Genomic DNA, 21,518 nt, shown 5'->3' on the forward strand with positions numbered 1-21,518 from the left:
GCTCATAAATCATGGGAAAATGCTCATAAACTGCGAAAAGCGCTCATAAATCATGGGAAGTGCTCATAAACTACGGAATGTGCTCATAAATCATGGGAAGTGCTCATAAACTACGGAATGTGCTCATAAATCATGGGAAGTGCTCATAAATCGCGAAATGTGCTCATAAACCACGGAAAGCGCTCATAAACCATGGGAAGCGCTCATAAATCACGAAAAGTGCTCTTAAACCACGGAAAGCGCTCATAAATCATGGGAAGCGCTCAAAAACTGCGAAAAGTGCTCATAAACCACGAAAAGCGCTCATAAACCAACGAAAAGCACATCATATCCCGCCAATACTTTCCCGCAATGCAGTAGCTCCGAACTTTATACGTTTTATCCACAAAATTCAATTAGTTATCCACATATTATCCACTCACTGTGCACAAACTATCCACGAATCAATCGCAAGTTATCCACAAATCCATATCAAGATACCGGTATAGCATCCCGCGTAGCCGAGACCGAGTGCCAGCCAAGAGCATGCGCCGCCGTTTTACGGGAATCGCGCACCGAGCCAAAGTAGTTCTCATAATACCGTGCACGCTTCAAGAACAGCTGCACATCCAACTCTTCCGTGAACCCGATTCCGCCATGGATTTGGATCGAATCTCCAGCCGCTTTAATATAAGCTTTTGAGATGAATGACCGAGCGCTGTGCACAGCCGAGACTTTATCCACAGCATCCGTTTCAACAGTCCACGCTGCATAATAGGAAAGCGAGCGCGCTGTCTCCAGATCTAGCTTCATATTGACAATCCCGTGCTTAATCGCCTGGAACCGTCCAATAGGCTGATTGAATTGCACACGGATCTTCGCATACTCAGCCGTCATCTTGACCAACTCATCCATTCCGCCGACCATGCTTGAACAAAGTGCTGCGTTAAAATGGAGAAGTCCGTGTTTCATCATCTCTGCAGCGTTTCCAGGTTCGCCCAGTAACTCACCAGGTGCAGCATCGAACGTCACTTCAGCAAGTTGCTGGGTTTCATCCAACGCAGAAAGCAATCGCACCGATGCGAGATCACTGGCCTTCACTAGAAACAGTGATTTCCCTTCAGCGGTTTGTGCCCCTGTGATGAAAACGTCAGGCTCACCAATGACAGGGACCAGCGTTTTCGTACCCGTCAGCGCGTAGCCATTCTCCGTTTTCGCTGCGACACAGCAGAAAGAATTGGGGAAGAGACTCGTGCCTTTTTCGTACCAGGCAACAGACATCGTACTCGCACCGGCGGCAACATCGGGAAGTCGGGCTGCTTTTTGTGCAGGAGTTCCGAAAGACTCAAGTAACGGAACGGCGAGAGCGAGTGTCTCGAGTTGAGAGCCCGGCAGCAGCACACGTCCAGTTTCTTCAAACACCGGAACCAAATCGAGAGCGCCGAGGCCAAGACCATCCGATTCTTCCGAAACGGGAATCGCCGTAACGCCCATTTCCGCAAGGCCTGAAGCGGCGCTTGCAACGACGTCGAGTTTGCCGTCAATTACAGCACGCGCGGCTTCCGTTCCGTTAAGATTGTTCATGTATTTACGAATCGCTGTCCGAAACAGCTCCTGTTCTTCGCTTAATGCAAAATCCATATCGATCACCTCTCCAATTCCGTTATCGTCCTAAGTCCTTCGGCAGCCCAAGAATGCGTTCGCCAATCGTATTGCGCTGCACTTCACTAGTGCCGCCGCCGATTGTTGCGCCGAATGATGCAAGATACTGACGCTGCATTTCTCCGTCAAATAATGCATCGTCCTTGGTAAGTACGCCTGCGTGACCTTGAATCGTCATCGCGAAGTCGAACACTTCTTTCGTCAACTCACTCACTAGGAGTTTATCCAACGAACTTTCAGCACCGGGCTTGCCGTTTTTGAGTGTATGGGTAATGTTTCGATAATAATTCAGCTTTGCTCCGTTAATGCGTGCATGTAAGTCGGCAAGTCCGTCTTCGACAAACGGATCTTCAATAAGAGGAGTGCCGTTCACGCGAATCGTTTTCGCCAGTTCAATGACACTGTCAAACTGCTGCTCAAGCGTAAACACTTGCGCCGCAATCCCGGAACGTTCATGCAGCATAAGGGCAATCAGAACAGCCCAGCCTTTTCCTTCTTCACCGACTATGTCGGCATCCGTCGCAATGGCGTCCGTCAAATAGACTTCGTTAAATTCCTGATGTCCGTCCATTTGTACGATCGGGCGCGTCTCCACGCCTTCCTGATCCATATCAAGAAGGAATACAGTGATGCCTTCGTGCTTCTTTTCCGACTGGCTCGTCTTCGTGAGTAGGAAACAACGATCTGCGAGATGGGCAAAGCTCGTCCAGACTTTCTGTCCGTTAATGACCCATTTGCCATCTTTCTTCACAGCCGTCGTTTGCAAGGCAGTCAGGTCAGAGCCGGCGCCCGGTTCCGAATACCCTTGGCTCCACACTTGCTCGCCCGTCAGGATTTTTTCGATAAATTCATCCTTCTGCTCATCGGTTCCCATTTGCATGAGGGTCGGTGCGACCATATGAATCCCGATATAGTTCACAAGGGGAGGGGACTGCACGCGAACCATTTCCTGGTGATAAATGATTTCTTCCATCAGCGTCGCATCACGCCCGCCATACTCCTTCGGCCACGAAATCGCAGCCCAGCCGCCTTCATACAGCGTCCGCTGCCAATCCCGCAAGAACTGCGAATACTGCTCATGATCTTCCGGAAGCTTCCGATCACCAGCAAGCCAGCCTTTCGGCAAATTCACCTCAAGCCAACCCCTAAGCTCCCCACGAAACTTCTCTTCCTTCTTAGTAAACGTAAAGTCCACACCAGCACACCCTTTCACAAGCTCTTATCTTTTAATCTTTTATCTTTTTTTCTAAATAAAAAAGTAGATAGTTTGGCCAACCTTACCCGTTGATTGAAGCGGAAGACGGCGACTCCTGCGGAATCAGCGAAGCCTGAAGACCCCGCAGAAGCAAAGCGAGCGAGGAGGCTGAGGGCAAGCCCCTCGGAAAGCGTCCACCCAAAACGTAAATCAACCCAGTCAACTATCCCCGAGCCAAAACCCACTGAGGCAAAGCGCGATCCTCCGTAATATCCACCCAAACCATCTTCAACGGCAGCCCAATCTCTACATCAGCCGGATCACACTCTACAATATTCGCCATAATCTTCACATCCGGCGCAGCATCCAGCGCCGCCACCGTAATCACCGTCGGCAGCTCATGCTGGAACCCCGGCAAAAACGGTCGATACGACACAATATACGAATACACCGTAGCCGTCACATCCGACCCCAACAACTCCCACTCCGTCTCCGCACTCCCACAAGTCGGGCACGCCGGCCCCGGGGGGTGAATGAACGCACTGCACGCGGAACACTTCTGCAACGACAGCTCATGCCGATCTGCAGCATCCCAGTACTCATGATTATCCAAAGTCTTCAACGGAATCGGCTTCTCATACGCAGTCTGATTAGTCATCAAGACGCCTCCTTTAATTTCGTAAAATCATCGCACCCGCGATATCCGGACCCGCCCAGCCCGTCGCAATCCCGAGCTCACAGTCCTTCACTTGGCGGTTTGTTCCTTTATAGTCATGCCGTAACTGGCGAACCAGTTCCAGTACATTATTCATCCCGTGCGTATAGCCTTCAGAAAGCATGCCGCCCGCCGTATTCGAAGGAAGACTGCCTCCCATTTTCAAATTGCCCGCCGCAACGAAATCACCGACTTCGCCGCGTTTTGCAAATCCATACGACTCAAGCTGCCGCATAACGACCCAGCTGAAGCAATCATAGATGGAAGCCACTTGGATGTCTTCCGGCTTCACACCCGCCGACTTATACAATTCCGCCGCCGCATGATCTGCCGCCACTTCATCCACTTGCGTCCAATAATGGACATGTGAATGAGTCGTGCGCGGTGCCATTCCTGCGATGAAAACCGGCTTTGACTTACAATTTTTCGCATTCGATGCAGACGTCACGATGATCGCATTCGCTTCATCCAACTCCACACAGCAATCGTGGATATTGAACGGCATGCTGATGTCAGGCGTAGCGAGATAGGTCTCCATATCAAGCGGTTTCCCATATAAAAACGCATTTGGATTGCGCTGGGCATGCTCATAGAAACTGATGCACACATGTCCTAAATGCTCCTTCGTAATTCCCGTTTCATGCATATGGCGATTCGCAAACATCCCGAACCATTGGGTAGGACTTGCAGAACCATACGGCATGATGAAACTGCCGCCTGGGAGCATTGCTTGAAGCATATCCGGGTCATACCCGCGTCCGACTTTGTCACCGGAACTGCCATTCATCGAACGATAGATCAGCACGGTTTCCAACATCCCTGCTTCAATGAGCGCCACAGCATCTGCTATGAGTAATTCCGTGCTGCTGCCGCCGCCGCTAATATCCTTTACATATTTCGGATGACATCCAAGATACGTTGCCAATTCGTGCGACGGACAAGAATCACCGCCAGTCGAATAATTCATAATGCCGTCCAAATTTTTGGCTTCCAACCCTGCATCTGCAAGCGCATTACGAGCCGCTGTAAGTGCCATGTGCAGGGGAGTCGTTCCTGATTTACGTGAGCGCTTATTCTCGCCGACCCCGACGATTGCGCATTGGTTTGAATACGTTGCCATGTATGGTGCCTCCTTAATCAGTCGTTTGCATTTGTACAAATCAGAACGGCCGTGCCGGTACCCACTTGCTTACCAGGTGCTTTTTCTGCAATCAATTCAAGTTCAGCAGCAGGTTTGCCTTCGATTTCAAATAGTGTGTTCACTTTGCCGCGACACGTAATGGCATCACCCGGTTTGGTCATCGCACCGAATCGCATGTTGAACTTGCTGACGATGCTTTCCGTGCCTGCAAGTTCCTGAACGTATTGACCGAGGAACCCCATGATCAGCATGCCATGAGCAATGACGCCATCCATACCGATGCTCTTCGCAAAATCGTCATCTGTATGCAATGGATTCAAATCACCAGATGCTTCCGCGTAGAGAACGAGCTGTTCCTTCGTCACAGGGGATTTCTCAAGTGGAGGCAGCTCCATATCTACTTTCATTTCCGAAAACGGAATGGTTGTAATCGCTTTCATAATTGACGAACCTCCTTTGGCGCAGGTCGATATATAATTGTGTTGCGCGCTACTGCAGCGAGCGTTCCGTCTTCTTTTTTCATCTCCGTATCAAGAACGAGAAATTGCATCGTCCCGCTTTTTCCTTCGCGATCGTACACATCAGTCACTTTCATTGTGCAGTCGAGTGTGTCGCCCATCCGAACGGGATGATGGTAGATGAATTCTTGCTCACCATGAAGCATTCTTCTGAAATCCAGCTCCAATGGAAACTTTGCAGAACTTCCAAGTGATATTAAGAAAGTCGGGGGAACTGTGATTCCTTGATAAGCGGTGTCAGCCGCGTAGGTTTCATCCGAATAGAGCGGATTATCATCACCAATCGCCTGCGCAAACTTCATAACACGTTCAGGATCGATTTGTGCTACATACGGTTCACTTGCAATTCCAATCATGCTTTTATCTAAATCCATAAGGCACCTCCGAGTCTCGTTTGAAGATTCTATCTATCTAAATAGTATGTCAATTCAATTGACAGTACAATGTGGGAATCTCTATAATTATTAAAAGAAGAATGTAGATTGCTCTACAGGAAGAGGGGGAGTAGTGTGTCCAATTCAATAGAAGTGCTATTTTCAAAGTTTGGAGTCCATTGCGCTTATTCCATCTGGGTCGTAAAGGATGGATTGGAGCATGTCTACCCGCTATTTAACCCGAATGGAATGGCGCCGCCGAAGACGAAAAGACCAAAGGGGGAGCGGATCCAGGTCATTCAAGCTGCGGGAAGAAGTGTCGTGCAGCTGACATACTCACAAGAATATCGGGTGATTTTACTCTTTTCAGAAGACCCGTCATTAGACGAAGACGAGCTCTCTGTACTGTTCAGCTTTTTACATAAAGGGTACTCGGAATATTCGGATGAAACCGGAAGAGCCAAGTTAGCGCGTATTGTGGACAGTGTCCGATATACGACGGCTTCACTGGATTTAGAGGATGTATTTGCCAACATACTTACACATACGTTGGATGTTATTTCGAATGCGGATTACGGAACACTTTGGCTGTACGACGAAACAAAAGGGAAAATCATTTGTAAAGCATCTGAAGGCTATCAATTCGAAGAAATCAAAGAGATGGAATTTACTATAGGGGAGGGACCTGTCGGACATGCATTTGAAGTGGGAGTCCCTGTGCTGATCACAGATCCAAGCGACACGGAGTTCCACAAAGTTAAACGTATTTCCAAGGAAAACAAACAGCGGTGGGGCAGAAGAGTCGAGGACATCACGAATGTCCGATCGGTAATCGCCTATCCAATTGGATTGGACGACAAAATCGAGTGTGTCATGTATTTAGGGCAGATGAATTCGGAGCAAGTTTTAACGAATCGGGATTTATGGCTGCTGCAGATTTTCACGACACAAGTCGGTATCGCGATTCGGAACGCAAAGCAGTTTGCGAATATTAAGGAGTTGAACGACACCTTAATGCAGCGGGATGCCATTCACGCGACACTGACAGATTTATCCGTACGGAATCTAGGTACTGAAAAAGTGATTGAAGCACTCAGTCAGATGACAGGCCAGCCGCTCGCGTTCGCCGACTTGATAGTGAGTGAAATGATTCCTGCAACAGCAGTGATTCCGAATGGGCTATCATTCAGTCAACTTCTTTCTTTAATTGAACGTGAGCACCAAGCGGCAAGAATTGAAATTGGAGAGAAGTCCGAAGCAATCTTGTATCCAATCCGCTCCGGCTCGGTCGTTCTCGGCTGTTTAATAGCGAACTCGGCACAGACACTGACGCGCCTCGGGGAGCAGGCACTTGAACAAGGAAGTACGGTGCTTGCGTTAGAACGTGTGCAAAAGCAGAATGTCATCGCATTTTTTTACAAAAACCAACGGGAACTTTTCGATGAACTGGTGCATACGAACGATCCGGATGTGCTGAATGAAAAAGCGGACGCGCTCGGAATTCGTGAAACAGGAGCATTCGCGGTTGCCATGCTGCAAGTTTCGGATTGTCCGAATTCCCAAGAAGCAGAAGCGCACATCTTCCGGTTAATAGCTGAGTTAAGATCGTCAGCAGGTGCTCTCATTCAAACGATTTTTGGATGGCAAAACAAAGTGATTTTGCTGGCGGGGGTACAAGGACGTGCGGAACTCGCTCTGGTCGAGCAAAAGCTGGACGACGTACTTGCGTTTCGGGCAGATGAAGGAAAGTCGTATACGTTACACGGGGGAATTGGATCGCTCGTTCAAAGTACAAGCCAAATTGAACAAACGTATCGGGAAGCTGAAATCGCACTTACGAATCCAATCGCGGGGCAGCGGAATGACCGGCTCGTCCGCTATACAGATATCGGGATCAGCCGGCTGTTTACGAGTCGGAATACGGAAGAAGTCAGCAAGTTTTTATCCGATATCTTTTCTCCATTAAGTGAAGTGGATCGCTCAGATGGAACGCTTGAGCAAACGCTGCTCGCCTATTTCGCAAGCAACCGTTCTGCTGGTGAAACTGCAGCGCATCTGCACATTCACATCAATACGCTTTATCAACGGTTGAAAAGAATTGAAGAAGTGCTTGGATTGTCTTTGAAAAACGCGGATGATGCGCTCCAGCTGCAGCTCGCCTGTTATTTACGGCAGCGTGCATAAGGGATGTAAAAACACCGTCAACGTCGAAATAACTCGAGGTTGGCGGTGTTTTTTCGTTAAAGCGTCGTATCATCATCGGAACGGCGGCGTGCAGCATCCCGCAGTTCAGTGACATCGGGTTCTTCACCGAATTCTGTTCCAAGATTCGGATTCGAGATCCGAGGACTGTGAATGTCTGGATCCGGCATCGTCTCCACATCCCGTGCATCGTCCGTTTCGAACAAAATCCCAAGACTGATGATTCCGCTCAGTCCGACGAGTGTATAGACGACTCGGGACAAGACGGAAGCTTGACCGCCGAACAGTGTCGCGACTAAGTCGAATTGGAAGAGTCCGATGAGGCCCCAGCTCAATGCACCGATAATGACCAATACTAACGCGATTCGCGTAATTACTCGCATGCTGTCAACTCCTTTTCGAATTAGGATGTCTTTCGAGCAAAGAAAGTCATCCATCCTTAGAGTTTGTTAAATGGAAGTTTTCATACATGCTGTTCTAAATGTTTTTTACATTTTTAGTTAGATAAAGGATTTTTGATACCACAAGCACCGTTGATCGAAGCGAAAGACGGCGACTCCTGCGGAATTAGCGAAGATCGAAGACCCTGGACTGAGCGCAGCGAGGGAAGCGGCTGAGATCGAGCCCGCGGAAAGCGTCCGTCTGTAGCGTAGATCAACACAGTTTACACGTTATTTTATCATCAAAACCCTTTCATTCGATCAGGTGACAATAAGAACTGTTCGATATAGAGCTCCTTTTTTAATTGGGTTGAATGACTAAGTAACAAATGCAAGCGGGCGTTTTGTTGACGGATGACGTGCAGTGACGCGGCTACGGTAATATGGATATCGGGTGAAAAGGACAGCATTGTTGTGTTTTTATCGACAGACGTGGTGGTGAAGAAATGATTGAAAATCCAGGCGCATGTGTTGCGGCGGGACGAACTCGTGGGAAACACGCCGACTCCTTTTGCCAGCATGAACGGCGGCTTTTGTTTGAACTTCAGAATGTCAACAGCTTCTTTGGTTCGTTTTGCAAGTGAAGACTGGTTATGCAAACACGCCAGACTCAACAACTGAATCGGCGGTTTTGAAGATAAGTATGTACCGTGCAATGTCACGATCTTTGATAAATTTCCTTCTGAATCGGTATGAGACAAGAGTGCCAATGCTTGGCTATCCAGCAAATAACTTTCACATTGCATTCAAATCAGCTCCTAAATACACGTAATGATTCCAGTATACGACATATATAGGAAACAGAATAGTGTGAATTCAAACTAGTTATCGATAAAGTTCCAACTGAAGGGTACATCCCGTTCGAATTTATTAAATCCAAGAAGATAGTTTTGCCATATGGACGCTGGGTATAGGAAGTTAAAAAGGAAGTGTGCCCCAATGCCGTTCGATTATGATCTGGATTACAAGAATTTGGACCTGCGCAAAAACCCTGAACTCTACAAAGTAGGAAAAGGCGAGCAAGGTGTATTGCTTGTGGAGCCGTATAAAAGTGAGATTTTGCCGCATTGGCGATTTAAAACACCGGAAATTGCAAAAGAATCCGCAGATAAAATCTGTGAACTGTTCGAAGATTACCGCAAAAAAGATGATTTCGTCGGCATGGACATGGCTCGGAAATTCATCCAGATGGGCTATACACGTGCGCGACGGTATACAAATTATAAAGGGGGCCGGAAATATAACGAAGACGGGTCCATTAAAGACCGCCAAATTGATGAGGAGAAAGCGAAATCCGCTGCGATATTTAAAGAGAGGTGGGATGCTATTCGTGAGGACGAAGATTATTTGAAGAGGAAAAAAGCGCATCAAAAAGAATATGGATGAGGGATTACAATGAGCTAGTTGCTCTGCAAGAACTGCGACCAGCTCCGCTTGGCTCATTGTAATTTGAAAAAAAGCTTACCAAAAGTTGCAAGCGTTTTCAAAAAACTCTTTACATATGAGAAATGGCATTGTATAGTTTGATTTATTATAATATTATAACCTGAAAAATAGAGGTGGGATAGTTGAAGATTGATAAAACGGCGACGACGCCGCTTTACTCTCAAGTCGAAGTCACATTAGAAGAAAAGATTGTGTCGGGTCAATGGGAAGAGGGATTTCAAATCCCCACTGAAACGGAATTGGCGAAGTCATTGGATGTCAGCAATATCACCATCAAACGTGCGATTATGAACTTGGTGGACAAAGGTATGCTCATCCGGCAGCGCGGCCGCGGTACATTTGTAACGGGACAAAAAATGGAGAAAAACATTCACAAGTCGGAGTTCATTAAAATGGATGACCAAGTGAGCAGTGAACACGATTTAATCTCTAGCGGATCGCATGAGACGTATCCGGGGATTGCGAAGAAGTTAGGGAAGCCTTCCGATACTGAATTCATGTTTTTAGAGCGAATTGGTTATGAGGATGGAGATAAGGTTTCGCTGGAATATACGTATATTCCGCAAGAAATCTGGCCGTCAAATGTCCCTGACATCAACAAAGATGTATTCATCTACGATGTGCTGAAGCAGACATGCGGTATTAAACTGAAGCGATCTAAAAACTTCTTCTCAGGTGCTGTAGCCAATGAAAAAGAAGTGAAGCTGCTAGGCGTTCGTCCAAATACACCGCTATTCGTTTGGGAGCGCATCACGTTCTCGGATGAAGGGGAAGGCGTAGAATATTCTAAGTTTGTCATGAAACAAGACAAAGATAAGTATTATATGGAACTGGATTTAGTGAATGAGTAGAAACTGTGCTGTGCATGGTTTTCTACATTATATAAAGTTATAACATTATATCCAATTAGATGAAAGGATGGTTTCATCATAAATTGACGCAATAATTAATCAACATAAAAGGGATGGTGGGGAAAAATGGAAAAGGCAAAAAAGAAGTGGAAAGTGAAGCCGCCAACAACGACGGCATTGCTCATGTTCATAATTGTGTTAGTGGCGCTCTTGACGTATATCATTCCAGCGGGTCAGTTTGAACGGATGATGGATGACAAGACAGGACGCGAACTAATTGTTGCGGATAGTTTTGAGTACACCGAACAGTCGCCGATTGGAATTGGGGGAGTCCTTTCATCAGTATTTGGCGGAATTGTCGGCGCTGCTGAAATTATCGCGTTTGTACTGATTGTTGGTGGTGTATTTGGAGTAATTGTAAAAAGTGGAGCCATCAATGCTGCGCTTGCTCGTTTGATAGAACGTCTGAAAGGGCGGGAATCGATTTTCATCATCATTGCAATGACAGCGTTTGCAATCGGAGGGGCAACGTTCGGCATGGCTGAAGAAACGCTTCCGTTTGTTGCGATAGTGCTAGCTGCAACGATGGCCATGGGGTATGACCGAATTGTCGCGGTTTCGATTGTGGTAGTCGGTGTGTATGCAGGGTATTCTGCAGGGCCGTTAAATCCGTTTAACGTTGGAATTGCGCAAGGGATTGCGGAACTTCCGCTGTTTTCAGGGATTGGGTTACGTTCGGTATTAATGGTTGGCGGCTTGATCATCGCGATTCACCATACATTGAGATATGCGAAAAAGGTCAAATTAAATCCAGCAACGAGTTTGTTGATCAATGAAAAAGAACTTGAAACAGATGCGAGCATTTTGGAGAACTTGACGATGACAACGAAGCACAAATGGATATTGGGAGTTCTCGGTTTATCGCTCGTTGCACTGGTGTTCGGTGTGTTGAAGTATGGATGGTACTTAGGAGAAATTTCGGCACTGATGCTGCTAATGGGAATTATAATCGGCATGATCGCATTCAATGGCAGTTTCAATCAGTTTACAGACGAATTCATGAAAGGCGCTGCTGAAATGACAGCTGCTGCATTGATCATCGGATTGTCTCGTGCAATTCTTGTGGTCATGGAAGAAGGTCAAATCATCGATACGCTCGTTTACGCAATTTCCGTACCGCTTGGAAGTCTGCACAGTGTATTCGCGGCTTGGGGAATGTACTTTTCTCAAGGGCTCATCAACTTCATCATTCCATCGTCAACGGGGCAGGCGGCAGTTGTTATGCCAATTATGTCTTCAATCAGCGATGTCATCGGCATTAATCGTCAAATCGCGGTACAAGCGTTCCAGTCCGGAGATGGCTATTGGAATATGATCACACCAACGCATCCAGTGCTAATGGCGGCACTTGGAATCGCAGCCGTGCCGTTCGGTAAATGGATACGTTTTGCGGGACCGCTCGTGTTGAAGTGGACCATTTGGACAATGATTATTTTAGCAGTAGGAGTCTGGATCAATTGGGGTCCTTTCTAATAGCATTAAACATTATAATATTATAAACAATTATATTAACTATACAACTAGGAGTGAACATACATGGAGAAGAAATTGAAATGGACGATTATCGGCGGCGGAAACGGCGGACAGACTACGACAGGACATCTAGGAATGATGGGTTTTGACGTCACGATTTACGATATTTTTGAAGAGACGATCCAAGCGATTAAAGATCAGGGAGGCGTTCATCTGACAGACGCTTTGAATGGTTTTGGAGAAGTGAAATGTGCGACGACGGATATGGAAGAAGCGCTTCGCGATGCGGACGTTGTGTTTGTCACAGTACCCGCAACGGCCCACGCGTCAGTTGCGAAGTCGTGTGCACCGTATTTGAAAGACGGCCAGATAGTTGTGCTGAATCCTGCTGCAACGTTCGGTTCTCTCGTTTTTAGAAAAGTATTGGATGATGAAGGCTGCACGGCAAACGTAACGTTAGGCGAAACGAATACATTGTTGTACGGATGCCGCATTGTAAAACCGGGAATGACGCAAGTGTTCGGATTGAAGAACCGGATTTTGATGGCGGCACTGCCTGCGACGGAAACGGATCGAGTGGTGGAAATGCTGCAAACGGCATTTCCGCAATTTGAAGGATGCGAAAGTATTCTAGTGACGAGTTTTGATAATACGAATCCTATTTTGCATCCAGCGACAACGTTATTGAATACCGGCACCATCGAATCCGATAGGGAGTGGTTTTTCTACATTGATGGCTTCACACCAAGTATCGGTCGCTATGTGGAGAAGATGGATGAAGAGCGGATGAACATCGGGAAAGCACTTGGTCTAGATTTGCTGTCGTGTTTGCAGCAGTTGGAAGTGGAATACGACGTATACAAAGACACGCTGGCGGAATCGGTGAGCAGCAATCCGGTGTATTTGGATATTACCGGACAAAAGACGTTGGAAACACGTTATTTGACGGAAGACATTCCGATGGGATTGGTGCCTTTCATTGAGTTAGGAAAGATGTTGGATCTGCCTACGGTTCATATGGAAACGATTGTGACGTTGGGGCAGCTGATGTTGGATCGGGATTTGATGAAGGGTGCACGGACACTTGAGAATTTAGGGATTGATGGTCTTTCATCGGATGAGTTCCTGGAATTTGTTCATACAGGGCGCAAGTGAAGTCTTAAACTCCAGAGTAAAAATTGCATACTCGTTAATTTAATTCAAGTTCATCAGGTTATACGATAAAAACTTCGGGAATAGTACAGGTAAATGAATAATCCCGAAGGAGGAATCCGGATGCTCACGTTCAAAAAAGGGCTGCTCATTTACAACGATCAGGCTGGAGATGACGATGTGGAAGCGAAACTTGCAGCAATTGTGCCAGCCCTTGGTAAAGCGGTAAAAGAGCTGATAATTTTAAGACCAGATAGTGAAGATGAAACACGCGAAATTTGCGAGAATGTGAGTGGCTTTGAACTTGTTGTAATAATGGGCGGAGATGGAACCGTGCATCAGTGTATTGACGTCGTTTCCAGGCTAGACGAACGTCCATTGATTGCCATCTTACCTGGCGGGACATCCAATGATTTCACTCGCACACTCGGCATTTCGCAAAATTTGAAGCAAGCTGTGGATGAACTCGTGAATGGTAAAGTTATGGCGGTCGATGTTGGTAAAGAAGGCAATCAGCATTTCATCAATTTCTGGGGAATCGGGTTGGTGGCGCAGACGTCTGAGAATGTCGATGAAGGACAGAAGAAAAGTTTTGGTCCGCTCAGTTATATGGCGAGTACAATCAGAACGGTTCGGGAAGCGGAAAGTTTTTCTTATCAAATCTCTGCAAACGGGCAGGAGTTAACGGGCGAAGCGGTTGCGATTTTTGTGTTAAATGGCAGCTCGCTTGCGACGACCCCGATTCCGATTAACGGCATCAGTCCGACCGACGGGTTGCTCGATTTACTCGTTGTGAAGAATTCGAACTTAGCAACGCTGCGCGAGTTGCTCGCGCTGCGAAAGCCGAAAACGGTGAATGAGCAGCTGGACATGTTGGAATATGTGCAAGCGAATGAGTTTTGGATTAATGCGCCGGATCAGCGGCAGGTGGATATGGACGGCGAAATCTACGTGCGCCATTCGGGACATATTGAAGTGTTGCGGGGGCATTTGAATATGCTCGTGCCTCGGACGATGGATTAAAGTAGGGCGCTTCGTCATTGCGACGGAGCGTTTTTTTTGTGTTGAAGGATGGGCGAGTGGGGTGACATAAGGAATCGGCAAAATGGGGGCCGGTATCGGCAATATGGAGAGTGAAATCGGCACTATCGACGTGTGTATAGACACTTTGGAGTGAAGAATCGGCAAGATGGGAGAGTTAATCGGAAAAGGTGCACAATTCAATAGCGTTAAGGGATTAATTGGCAGCGCTTCGCGCGTTAAGTGCAGCCTAGGGCTAGTGGAGAAGAAGTTTTTCGTTGTAGGACAGTTGGGGCGTGTTGTCGATGAGTGGGCGGGGGTTGTTGATCACTCGCGACGATTTCTCCATCACTCTCCGCTGGTTCTTCATCACAAGTCAAAGTTTCTCGATAACGAGACACAATTCAAGAGCGTTTAGGGATTAATTGGTAGCGCTGCGCGCGTTGAAGAGATGCTCGGGGCTAGTGGGGAAGCCAACCCGCCCGATAAAAACGGGAACTCGCCCGTTAAACTCCGCAACTCGCCCAGTTAGACAGCCAACCAGCCCGTTTTGAATCACAACTGTCCCGCTTCATTCTACGACCCGCCCGATTCACTCCGCAACCCGCCCGATTCTCCACCCCACACCCGAGCTTTCCCCGGAACTTCCCGCAAACAAAAAACGCACCGACGTCAGTCGGTGCGCACCTTATCGCAATCACTTAAACGCTTGAGCCGCCTTTACCGCTTTCTGCCAGCCAACATACAATGCGTCGCGTTCTTCTTCGTCCATTGCAGGTTCAAACTCTTGATCCAGTTTCCAGCGGTCGGAGATCTCGGAGCAATCATCCCAGAATCCAACGGCTAAGCCAGCTAAGTAAGCGGCACCGAGGGCGGTCGTTTCATTGATTGACGGACGCTCCACGGGTACGCCGAGCAAGTCGGATTGGAATTGCATCAGGAAATTATTTGCAACTGCGCCGCCGTCAACGCGCAGTGATTTCAAGGAAATGCCGGAATCCGCTTCCATCGCATCCAGCACATCCTTCGTCTGATAGGCGAGTGACTCGAGTGTCGCGCGGATGAAATGCTCTTTCGTCGTGCCGCGCGTTAATCCGAAAACGGCACCGCGGACATCGCTGTCCCAGTGAGGCGTTCCGAGACCGACAAACGCAGGAACAACGTAGACACCGTCTGAAGAAGTGACGCGTTCCGCATACGCTTCGCTTTGCTCAGAACTGCGAACCATCCGTAATCCGTCGCGCAGCCATTGGATGGCGGAACCTGCGACGAAAATACTGCCTTCCAGCGCGTATTCCACTTTGCCGTCAAGCCCCCATGCAATCGTCGTCAGCAAGCCGTTGTCAGATTGAACCGCTTCTTCACCGGTATTCATCAGCATGAAACAGCCCGTTCCGTACGTGTTTTTCACCATGCCTTTTTCAAAGCATGCTTGCCCGAACAACGCCGCTTGCTGATCTCCCGCGATTCCCGCAATCGGTACTGCACGACCGAAAAACTTGCTCTCTTCCGTATGGGCATACACTTCCGATGATGGACGTACGTCAGGCAGCATCGCAGCGGGGACGTCCAGCAGCTCGAGCAGTTCTTCGTCCCATTGTAAGTCGTGGATGTTGTACATCATCGTGCGCGAAGCGTTGGAATAATCCGTAATATGCGCTACACCGCCTGATAGTTTCCACACTAACCACGTATCGATCGTGCCGAATAACAGCTCGCCGCGTTCCGCTTTTTCACGCGCGCCCTCTACATGGTCAAGAATCCATTTCACTTTCGTCCCTGAAAAGTAAGGGTCAATGAGCAAACCGGTTTTCTTGCGTATCAAGTCCGAATGGCCTGCTTCCTTCAACTCCTCGCAAATCTCAGCCGTTTGGCGGGATTGCCAGACGATGGCATTGTAGATCGGATTGCCCGTGGTTTTATCCCACACGACGGTCGTTTCCCGCTGATTGGTAATGCCGATTCCAGCAATTTGGTCGGGAGACAGATTCTTTTCGGATAAAACACCGGCAATGACAGACAAAATCGAACTCCAGATTTCAACTGCATTGTGTTCCACCCAGCCGGCTTGCGGAAAGTACTGCTTAAATTCTTGTTGCGAAGTAAAGACTGCCTCTCCTTGTTTGTTGAACAAAATTGCGCGTGAACTGGTCGTGCCTTGGTCAAGTGCAAGCATGTACGTCTCTTTCATGCAACTTCCTCCCAGCATAACTGCTTCCAATTCAGGAAGCGTTTTCTTCAGTTTATCATAGTACGAGTGATATCCTTCTATTCAAAAATAGCCCATTGCCTGAGAAGCAAGCAATGGACCATGTGAATTCACTTTAAAACTTATCGGTGCGATACTTCGGCTCCGTATACTCGTCGGGGTCTTCGATTACATCCTCTTTAGCGGCGTGCTGCGCATTCTCCGTTTGGATTTCTTCGACGTCATCTAAAGAGGCAGGCTCTTCTTCGTAAATACGTGCACCAGGCTCTTTGAATTCAGAATCTGTATGGTGTCCGTGTGTCAACGTACCTCTTTCATGCCCATCCACTAGCTCTGCCGTCTGATCATCCGATTCTATCGGTGCTTCCGATTCCAGATTGGCAATGTTCGCTTCATCACTTTCAGCATAATTTGTATTATTTTCGTTCCGTGTCTCGCCGACTTCTCCTTCATCGACATAGACCATCATGCCGCCGTTTTGGATATCGACGTGGACTTCACCTTTTTGCGCTTCACTGAGACCTGTATCTTTCAACAAGTTATCAATCTGGTTTTCACCGGCTAAGAAATTCATGAATTTGTCCGTCCATTTGCCGGCTGCCGGCTGTACTTCCGCATCCGTTTGGTCTTTCACCGTGTGCAATTCATCGTTATCTTTAGCAACCACATAGATGTATTCATCTGAAACTCCTGAAGCGGTCAGTTCTTGAATCTTAGAAACTACTTCTTGCTCTGTATGAAACACTCCAACAAAACGTTTGTCTGAACTCATAATAATTCCTCCTCGAATGTCCTACGCTATTTGCCATGCAGCAAAAACTCATTAATCATTAGATACCCCGGGGGTTATGTATGGAAACCTTTTCAAAATCCAACACCCAAACTGCTGTCAATTCAGTAAGCAGTTTCTTCGGTTTGGCCTCATAACGGTTCCCGAAGACCGAAAAGCCCCTTGCCAGGAAGCAAGGGGCTTAGAGTTCATTTTAGAATTTATCCGTACGATTCCGATCGGTATCCGTAAGATTGCCTTTGAAATTCACATCATTTGTTTCGCCTTCACGTGTTACGTCAACTTCTTCACGTTTTACAGTTTCATCTACGTGTTCCGTATCAGTCACGCGCTTTTTGTTAATGACGATTTCTTCAGTGACAACCGGCTTCTTCGTCACTTCGATTTTCTCTTCGGTGACGGGCACTCGGATGGTTTCCTCGTCAAATGTGTTCGATGCGCCGAGATTGTCTTCACCGGTTAACCCGGAATCCGTGTAAGCAGTCTCTTCGCTGACAGGCCGGCGTTCAATTGTAATCTCTTCATGCTCAACAGGAATGTCCACTGTTTTACGGTCTTCGACTACATTCTTATCTACAGTCACTTCACCTTTTTGAACTTGCTGTTTGTCTACTTTCAGGCGTTCTTCATGTACTTTCATCGTTTCAGGAACCTCTTCGATGCTGCGGTTCAGTCCGCTTTCGTTGCGCAATGGAGCTGTATCCGCATGCTTCACACGGTCAGTAGCAGTAGGGTCGACTTCATCATGCAGTGCACCTTTAGTGCGATCCGCTTCAAGTCCGCCAGCCATTCCGAAAGGTGCAGCATAACCGTCCGTCGCGAGGTTAGCGTCGTTAGAAGAGTCAGCCGCAGAATAACGAAGGTTATTATCATTTGCATACGTATCCGCTTCGCCTTCATCTACATAAAGCAGCATAGCTCCATCGTTGACTTCACGTGTATAGCGGTCTTTTTCTGCTTCGCTCATTCCTGTTCCGTCCATCAAGTGATCCACATGGTTTTCTCCAGATAGGAAGTTCATGAACTTGTCCATCCAAGAACCTTCCGTCGTCTTCACTTCAGCGTCAGTCCGGCTGCGCAGCATATGCAGGTCGTGGTCGTCTTTTGCGATGACATAGATGTTATTGTCTGAAATACCGCTCGTTTTCAATTCCTGTACTTTTGCTACCAATTCTGTTTCTGTCTGGAACGTGCCTACAAATCGTTTGTCATTATTCATAATCAAAGTTCCTCCTCGAATTTTGTATTCTAGTGTATTATTTTGTGGTGTTAGATAGAAGATACCCCGGGCACAGAAGGGAGAAACATATTTCAAGAGGATGCGTTAAAACGACATGAACCTGTAATCTTTCTGTTAAATCGGCAAATGAAGATATACTAGTGAATTTGAGAATGGATAGTGAATAGGAAAAGGGAATTGGTCTAGCGACTCAGTATTCAGAGTAGGCAGAACCCCCATGTTTTGGTACACTGGTCTCTAACAGAAAATACGATTATTGTATCTGGTGGGGAGTGGCGAAATGGAAGAATTAGCACTGATCAGCGTAGTCGCCGTACTCGCGCTAGGAATCTTTTCCCAATGGCTCGCATGGCGGATTCAGTGGCCATCGATTGTTATCATGTCGATTGCCGGACTGATTATCGGGCCTGTTTTAGGTTTGATAAACCCCGAAGCCGCACTTGGTGACTTATATGGGCCTATGATTTCTCTCGCAGTCGCTGTCATCTTATTTGAAGGCAGTTCAAATCTCGACATTCGGGAGATTAAAGGAATATCGAAGTCTGTGACACGAATCGTCACGATAGGTGCATTTCTCGCATGGATTCTCGGATCCATCGCAGCTCACTATTTTGCAGGACTCCAATGGGAGATTGCCTTCATTATCGGAGGATTATTTGTTGTAACAGGTCCGACTGTCATCATTCCTTTACTCCGAAGCGCCAAACTGAAGTCACGAACCGCTGCTGTACTGAAATGGGAAGGCATTATCGTTGATCCCGCTGGACCGCTTCTTGCGCTATTTGCTTACGAAGTGATTAAAGTATTGAGCAATGACAATTTGACGATGGCGAACTTACTAAGCTTCTTTGGAGGGGCATTCCTAGCGATGTTGTTGGGACTAGCCAGTGGATTACTTATTACAGTAATGGCGTCAAAAGGGCAGTTCCCGGAGTACTTGAAATCACCAATCGTCCTAGCACTCGTGCTCATTTGTTTCATGCTAGCTGAAGTCATCATGCACGAAACGGGGATGCTCGCAGTGACGGTCATGGGTCTGACGATTGGACGTTCTAAACAATATGTATCTTCCATCGGAAACCTGGGGCATTTCGTCGAGAACGTCTCGGTCATGCTGACGTCCACGGTATTCATTCTCTTAACGGCATCACTGCCTAGAGAGACCATTGCACAAATGTTTACACTGCCGATCTTGGCATTCGTGCTCGTGACACTATTCGTTGTTCGTCCGCTTTCCATCTGGATTTCAACTATAGGAACAGAGCTCGACCGGAATGAAAAAATTCTAATCGGCTGGATTGCACCGCGCGGAATTGTGGCGCTCACCGTAGCCGGTTACTTCGCAAGCATTCTTGTGAATGACGGCTATGAAGAAGCGAACCTTCTCACTGCGCTGACGTTCGCACTCGTCATCATCACGGTTTGTGCGCACGGATTCACGATTGGGCCGCTTGCGAAAAAGCTGCACCTCGCGAGTAACGATCCTCCTGGAGTGCTCATAATTGGAGCAAGCAACTTCACCGCGTCACTTGGAGCGCAATTGAAAGAACTGGGCATTCCTGCATTAGTAATGGATCCGTCAAGAGGACGCTTGAGCTTAGCCGCTTCAAAAGGGGTGGAAACGTTCGAAGGACAGATTTTGTCGGAACAAGCGCGATTCGCGGTCGATTTGACTCCGTACAGTACGATACTTTCCATGACAGGAGATGCATCATATAACGCACTGATTTCACAGTCTTTCGCACCGGAATTCGGTTTCAACAATACGTTTTCACTGCCAGTTTCCGGAAATCATCAGATGAATGATTCCGAGCTGCCGATTTCATTGAAAGCACACTTGCTCTTTGCTGAGGATGCAACGTTTGGAGAATTGAACCGCAAAGTCAACACAACCTTCGAGTTAGGGACAATCCCGATCGGAGAAGAGGAGACGGCAGACAAATGGATCGAAACGTTACCGGAAAACGTGACACCGTTATTCATTAAAAAAGAAAATGAGACCATTTCTTTCATAACGCTAACAAAACGATTCAATCTGGAAAAAGGCGACACGTTAGCCGTATTACGTCCGAAACAAGAAAAGAAGGAGCCTTCCGCATAAGCGGGAGAGCTCCTTCTTTTCGTTATACAATCGAAATGACTTCATTGGATTGACTTTCAAGTTCTGCAGCTGAGGAAGCGAGATTCAAAAACGCGTCCATTGCCACTTCCACTTCTTGTTTACATTGTTCAATGGCCCGCTGCGCCCGTTCTGTCCCTGAAGAGATACGATTTACTTCTGACGTAATCGCTTCAATCCCATCACGAACTTCGACGATAGAGGCTTCTACATTCGATGACAGCTTGCGAACTTCTTTGGCAACGACGTCAAAACCGCGACCGTGTTCACCAGCTCGTGCCGCTTCAATCGCCGCATTCAACGCAAGTAAATTGGTCTGGGAAGCGATGGCACGAATCGTTTGGACTATCCCTTTAATGTTCTCAGAATGCGTTTGAAGCGCTGCTAAATTCGTCGTGTTGTCATTGGAAACTTCAGCGATTTCGGCGATTCGTTCCAGCAATTCCTGATTGCGTGTGCGACCCGCATCCGCCTGCTCAGTAAGCGCTTGTGCCATCTGATTCAGTTCTTCTACTACGCTCACTGCTGTGTCCTGTCGTTTTGTAATGTCCGTGGCGACTTTAGTAATGCCGAGAACAGTACGTTTGTCTTTACTGAAGACTGGCATATACGTAGCTTCCAGCCAAATCAGGTCACCGTTTTTTGCTCTGCGCTGAATTTTTCCTGAAGAAGCGACACCTTTTTCAAAATCTCTCCACATTGTCCGATAAGCAAGACTTGTGACAAATTCAGGGGAACACAGCTTTTCGTGCTGCATCCCAATCATTTCATCCACACGATAGCCAACAGCAGACGCAAAGTTTTCATTGACATAAGCAACGCGACGATTAAGGTCGAAACGGATAATGGCAAGGTTGTCTTCTAAGGCACTCACGACTAATTCATCAGAAACAATCAAAGGTGTGTTAACGGTCAATGCATTTCCTCCTACA

19 protein-coding genes are annotated in these 21,518 nt (G+C 47.4%); 7 read left to right on the forward strand and 12 right to left on the reverse strand.

Annotated elements, in window-relative coordinates:
• Positions 1–471 precede the first annotated feature (471 nt).
• The 6 genes from QT716_RS02110 to QT716_RS02135 all read right to left on the reverse strand — a co-directional run bounded on the left by QT716_RS02110 (position 472) and on the right by QT716_RS02135 (position 5,584).
• Positions 472–1,620, reverse strand: a complete 1,149-nt coding sequence (locus QT716_RS02110; RefSeq protein WP_317934101.1) for an acyl-CoA dehydrogenase family protein — start codon at positions 1,618–1,620, stop codon at positions 472–474.
• Positions 1,621–1,642: 22 nt separating this feature from the next.
• On the reverse strand, positions 1,643–2,773 hold the full coding sequence (locus QT716_RS02115) for an acyl-CoA dehydrogenase family protein (RefSeq protein ID WP_398292021.1): 1,131 nt from the start codon (positions 2,771–2,773) through the stop codon (positions 1,643–1,645).
• Positions 2,774–3,059: 286 nt separating this feature from the next.
• Positions 3,060–3,494 (reverse strand): Zn-ribbon domain-containing OB-fold protein, encoded by a 435-nt coding sequence (locus QT716_RS02120; protein WP_317934104.1) that lies wholly within the window; start codon positions 3,492–3,494, stop codon positions 3,060–3,062.
• Positions 3,495–3,507: 13 nt separating this feature from the next.
• Positions 3,508–4,671, reverse strand: coding sequence for a thiolase C-terminal domain-containing protein (locus QT716_RS02125; RefSeq protein WP_317934106.1), 1,164 nt, complete (start codon positions 4,669–4,671; stop codon positions 3,508–3,510).
• A 17-nt stretch (positions 4,672–4,688) separates the two neighbouring features.
• A complete protein-coding gene (locus QT716_RS02130) occupies positions 4,689–5,132 on the reverse strand; it encodes a MaoC/PaaZ C-terminal domain-containing protein (protein ID WP_317934107.1) in 444 nt (147 codons plus the stop codon).
• Positions 5,129–5,584: a MaoC family dehydratase N-terminal domain-containing protein gene (locus tag QT716_RS02135; protein ID WP_317934109.1), complete on the reverse strand. Its 456-nt coding sequence runs from the start codon at positions 5,582–5,584 to the stop codon at positions 5,129–5,131. Before QT716_RS02135 ends, QT716_RS02130 begins: the two co-directional genes overlap by 4 nt.
• 135 nt (positions 5,585–5,719) lie before the next feature.
• On the opposite strand from QT716_RS02135, the gene QT716_RS02140 reads away from it, so the two are divergent.
• The gene (locus tag QT716_RS02140) at positions 5,720–7,768 is read left to right on the forward strand and encodes a helix-turn-helix domain-containing protein (protein ID WP_317934110.1); all 2,049 of its coding nucleotides are present in this window, start codon (positions 5,720–5,722) and stop codon (positions 7,766–7,768) included.
• A gap of 56 nt (positions 7,769–7,824) precedes the next feature.
• Here QT716_RS02140 and QT716_RS02145 read toward each other — a convergent pair whose 3' ends face one another.
• A complete protein-coding gene (locus QT716_RS02145; protein WP_317934111.1) occupies positions 7,825–8,169 on the reverse strand; it encodes a DUF378 domain-containing protein in 345 nt (114 codons plus the stop codon).
• A gap of 299 nt (positions 8,170–8,468) precedes the next feature.
• Positions 8,469–8,972: a competence protein ComK gene (locus tag QT716_RS02150; RefSeq protein WP_317934113.1), complete on the reverse strand. Its 504-nt coding sequence runs from the start codon at positions 8,970–8,972 to the stop codon at positions 8,469–8,471.
• 193 nt (positions 8,973–9,165) lie between these two features.
• Here QT716_RS02150 and QT716_RS02155 point away from each other — a divergent pair, with 193 nt between their 5' ends.
• The 5 genes from QT716_RS02155 to QT716_RS02175 all read left to right on the forward strand — a co-directional run bounded on the left by QT716_RS02155 (position 9,166) and on the right by QT716_RS02175 (position 14,231).
• Positions 9,166–9,612, forward strand: coding sequence for a DUF4385 domain-containing protein (locus tag QT716_RS02155; RefSeq protein WP_317934114.1), 447 nt, complete (start codon positions 9,166–9,168; stop codon positions 9,610–9,612).
• A gap of 182 nt (positions 9,613–9,794) precedes the next feature.
• Positions 9,795–10,523 carry a GntR family transcriptional regulator gene (locus tag QT716_RS02160; RefSeq protein WP_317934115.1) on the forward strand — a complete coding sequence of 243 codons (729 nt, stop codon included), beginning with the start codon at positions 9,795–9,797 and terminating at the stop codon, positions 10,521–10,523.
• 126 nt (positions 10,524–10,649) lie between these two features.
• Entirely contained in the window at positions 10,650–12,056 is a 1,407-nt protein-coding gene (locus QT716_RS02165; protein ID WP_317934116.1) for a YfcC family protein, read from the forward strand.
• Positions 12,057–12,119: 63 nt separating this feature from the next.
• Complete coding sequence (locus QT716_RS02170; RefSeq protein WP_317934117.1) at positions 12,120–13,211, forward strand: NAD/NADP octopine/nopaline dehydrogenase family protein; 1,092 nt, start codon at positions 12,120–12,122, stop codon at positions 13,209–13,211.
• Between the two features lie 120 nt (positions 13,212–13,331).
• The gene (locus tag QT716_RS02175; RefSeq protein ID WP_317934118.1) at positions 13,332–14,231 is read left to right on the forward strand and encodes a diacylglycerol/lipid kinase family protein; all 900 of its coding nucleotides are present in this window, start codon (positions 13,332–13,334) and stop codon (positions 14,229–14,231) included.
• Between the two features lie 694 nt (positions 14,232–14,925).
• Here QT716_RS02175 and glpK read toward each other — a convergent pair.
• The 3 genes from glpK to QT716_RS02190 all read right to left on the reverse strand — a co-directional run bounded on the left by glpK (position 14,926) and on the right by QT716_RS02190 (position 18,446).
• A complete protein-coding gene (gene glpK / locus QT716_RS02180) occupies positions 14,926–16,419 on the reverse strand; it encodes a glycerol kinase GlpK (protein ID WP_317934119.1) in 1,494 nt (497 codons plus the stop codon).
• Between the two features lie 133 nt (positions 16,420–16,552).
• On the reverse strand, positions 16,553–17,209 hold the full coding sequence (locus QT716_RS02185) for a general stress protein (RefSeq protein WP_317934120.1): 657 nt from the start codon (positions 17,207–17,209) through the stop codon (positions 16,553–16,555).
• A 211-nt stretch (positions 17,210–17,420) separates the two neighbouring features.
• Complete coding sequence (locus QT716_RS02190) at positions 17,421–18,446, reverse strand: YsnF/AvaK domain-containing protein (protein WP_317934122.1); 1,026 nt, start codon at positions 18,444–18,446, stop codon at positions 17,421–17,423.
• Between the two features lie 301 nt (positions 18,447–18,747).
• Here QT716_RS02190 and QT716_RS02195 point away from each other — a divergent pair, with 301 nt between their 5' ends.
• Positions 18,748–20,568, forward strand: coding sequence for a cation:proton antiporter (locus QT716_RS02195; protein ID WP_317934124.1), 1,821 nt, complete (start codon positions 18,748–18,750; stop codon positions 20,566–20,568).
• Positions 20,569–20,590: 22 nt separating this feature from the next.
• On the opposite strand, the gene QT716_RS02200 is transcribed toward QT716_RS02195, so the two are convergent.
• On the reverse strand, positions 20,591–21,502 hold the full coding sequence (locus QT716_RS02200; RefSeq protein WP_317934126.1) for a methyl-accepting chemotaxis protein: 912 nt from the start codon (positions 21,500–21,502) through the stop codon (positions 20,591–20,593).
• Positions 21,503–21,518 lie beyond the last annotated feature (16 nt).

The sequence above is a fragment of the Sporosarcina aquimarina genome (assembly GCF_033253705.1).
Classification (GTDB): Bacteria; Bacillota; Bacilli; order Bacillales_A; family Planococcaceae; genus Sporosarcina; species Sporosarcina aquimarina.

Coding starts and splice junctions, on each gene's coding strand:
- QT716_RS02190 (WP_317934122.1), bottom strand. CDS start 18,446: ATGAATAATGACAAACGATTTGTAGGCACGTTCCAGACAGAAACAGAA.
- QT716_RS02155 (WP_317934114.1), top strand. CDS start 9,166: ATGCCGTTCGATTATGATCTGGATTACAAGAATTTGGACCTGCGCAAA.
- glpK (WP_317934119.1), bottom strand. CDS start 16,419: ATGAAAGAGACGTACATGCTTGCACTTGACCAAGGCACGACCAGTTCA.
- QT716_RS02195 (WP_317934124.1), top strand. CDS start 18,748: ATGGAAGAATTAGCACTGATCAGCGTAGTCGCCGTACTCGCGCTAGGA.
- QT716_RS02145 (WP_317934111.1), bottom strand. CDS start 8,169: ATGCGAGTAATTACGCGAATCGCGTTAGTATTGGTCATTATCGGTGCA.
- QT716_RS02170 (WP_317934117.1), top strand. CDS start 12,120: ATGGAGAAGAAATTGAAATGGACGATTATCGGCGGCGGAAACGGCGGA.
- QT716_RS02130 (WP_317934107.1), bottom strand. CDS start 5,132: ATGAAAGCGATTACAACCATTCCGTTTTCGGAAATGAAAGTAGATATG.
- QT716_RS02135 (WP_317934109.1), bottom strand. CDS start 5,584: ATGGATTTAGATAAAAGCATGATTGGAATTGCAAGTGAACCGTATGTA.
- QT716_RS02120 (WP_317934104.1), bottom strand. CDS start 3,494: ATGACTAATCAGACTGCGTATGAGAAGCCGATTCCGTTGAAGACTTTG.
- QT716_RS02110 (WP_317934101.1), bottom strand. CDS start 1,620: ATGGATTTTGCATTAAGCGAAGAACAGGAGCTGTTTCGGACAGCGATT.
- QT716_RS02125 (WP_317934106.1), bottom strand. CDS start 4,671: ATGGCAACGTATTCAAACCAATGCGCAATCGTCGGGGTCGGCGAGAAT.
- QT716_RS02185 (WP_317934120.1), bottom strand. CDS start 17,209: ATGAGTTCAGACAAACGTTTTGTTGGAGTGTTTCATACAGAGCAAGAA.
- QT716_RS02165 (WP_317934116.1), top strand. CDS start 10,650: ATGGAAAAGGCAAAAAAGAAGTGGAAAGTGAAGCCGCCAACAACGACG.
- QT716_RS02175 (WP_317934118.1), top strand. CDS start 13,332: ATGCTCACGTTCAAAAAAGGGCTGCTCATTTACAACGATCAGGCTGGA.
- QT716_RS02150 (WP_317934113.1), bottom strand. CDS start 8,972: ATGCAATGTGAAAGTTATTTGCTGGATAGCCAAGCATTGGCACTCTTG.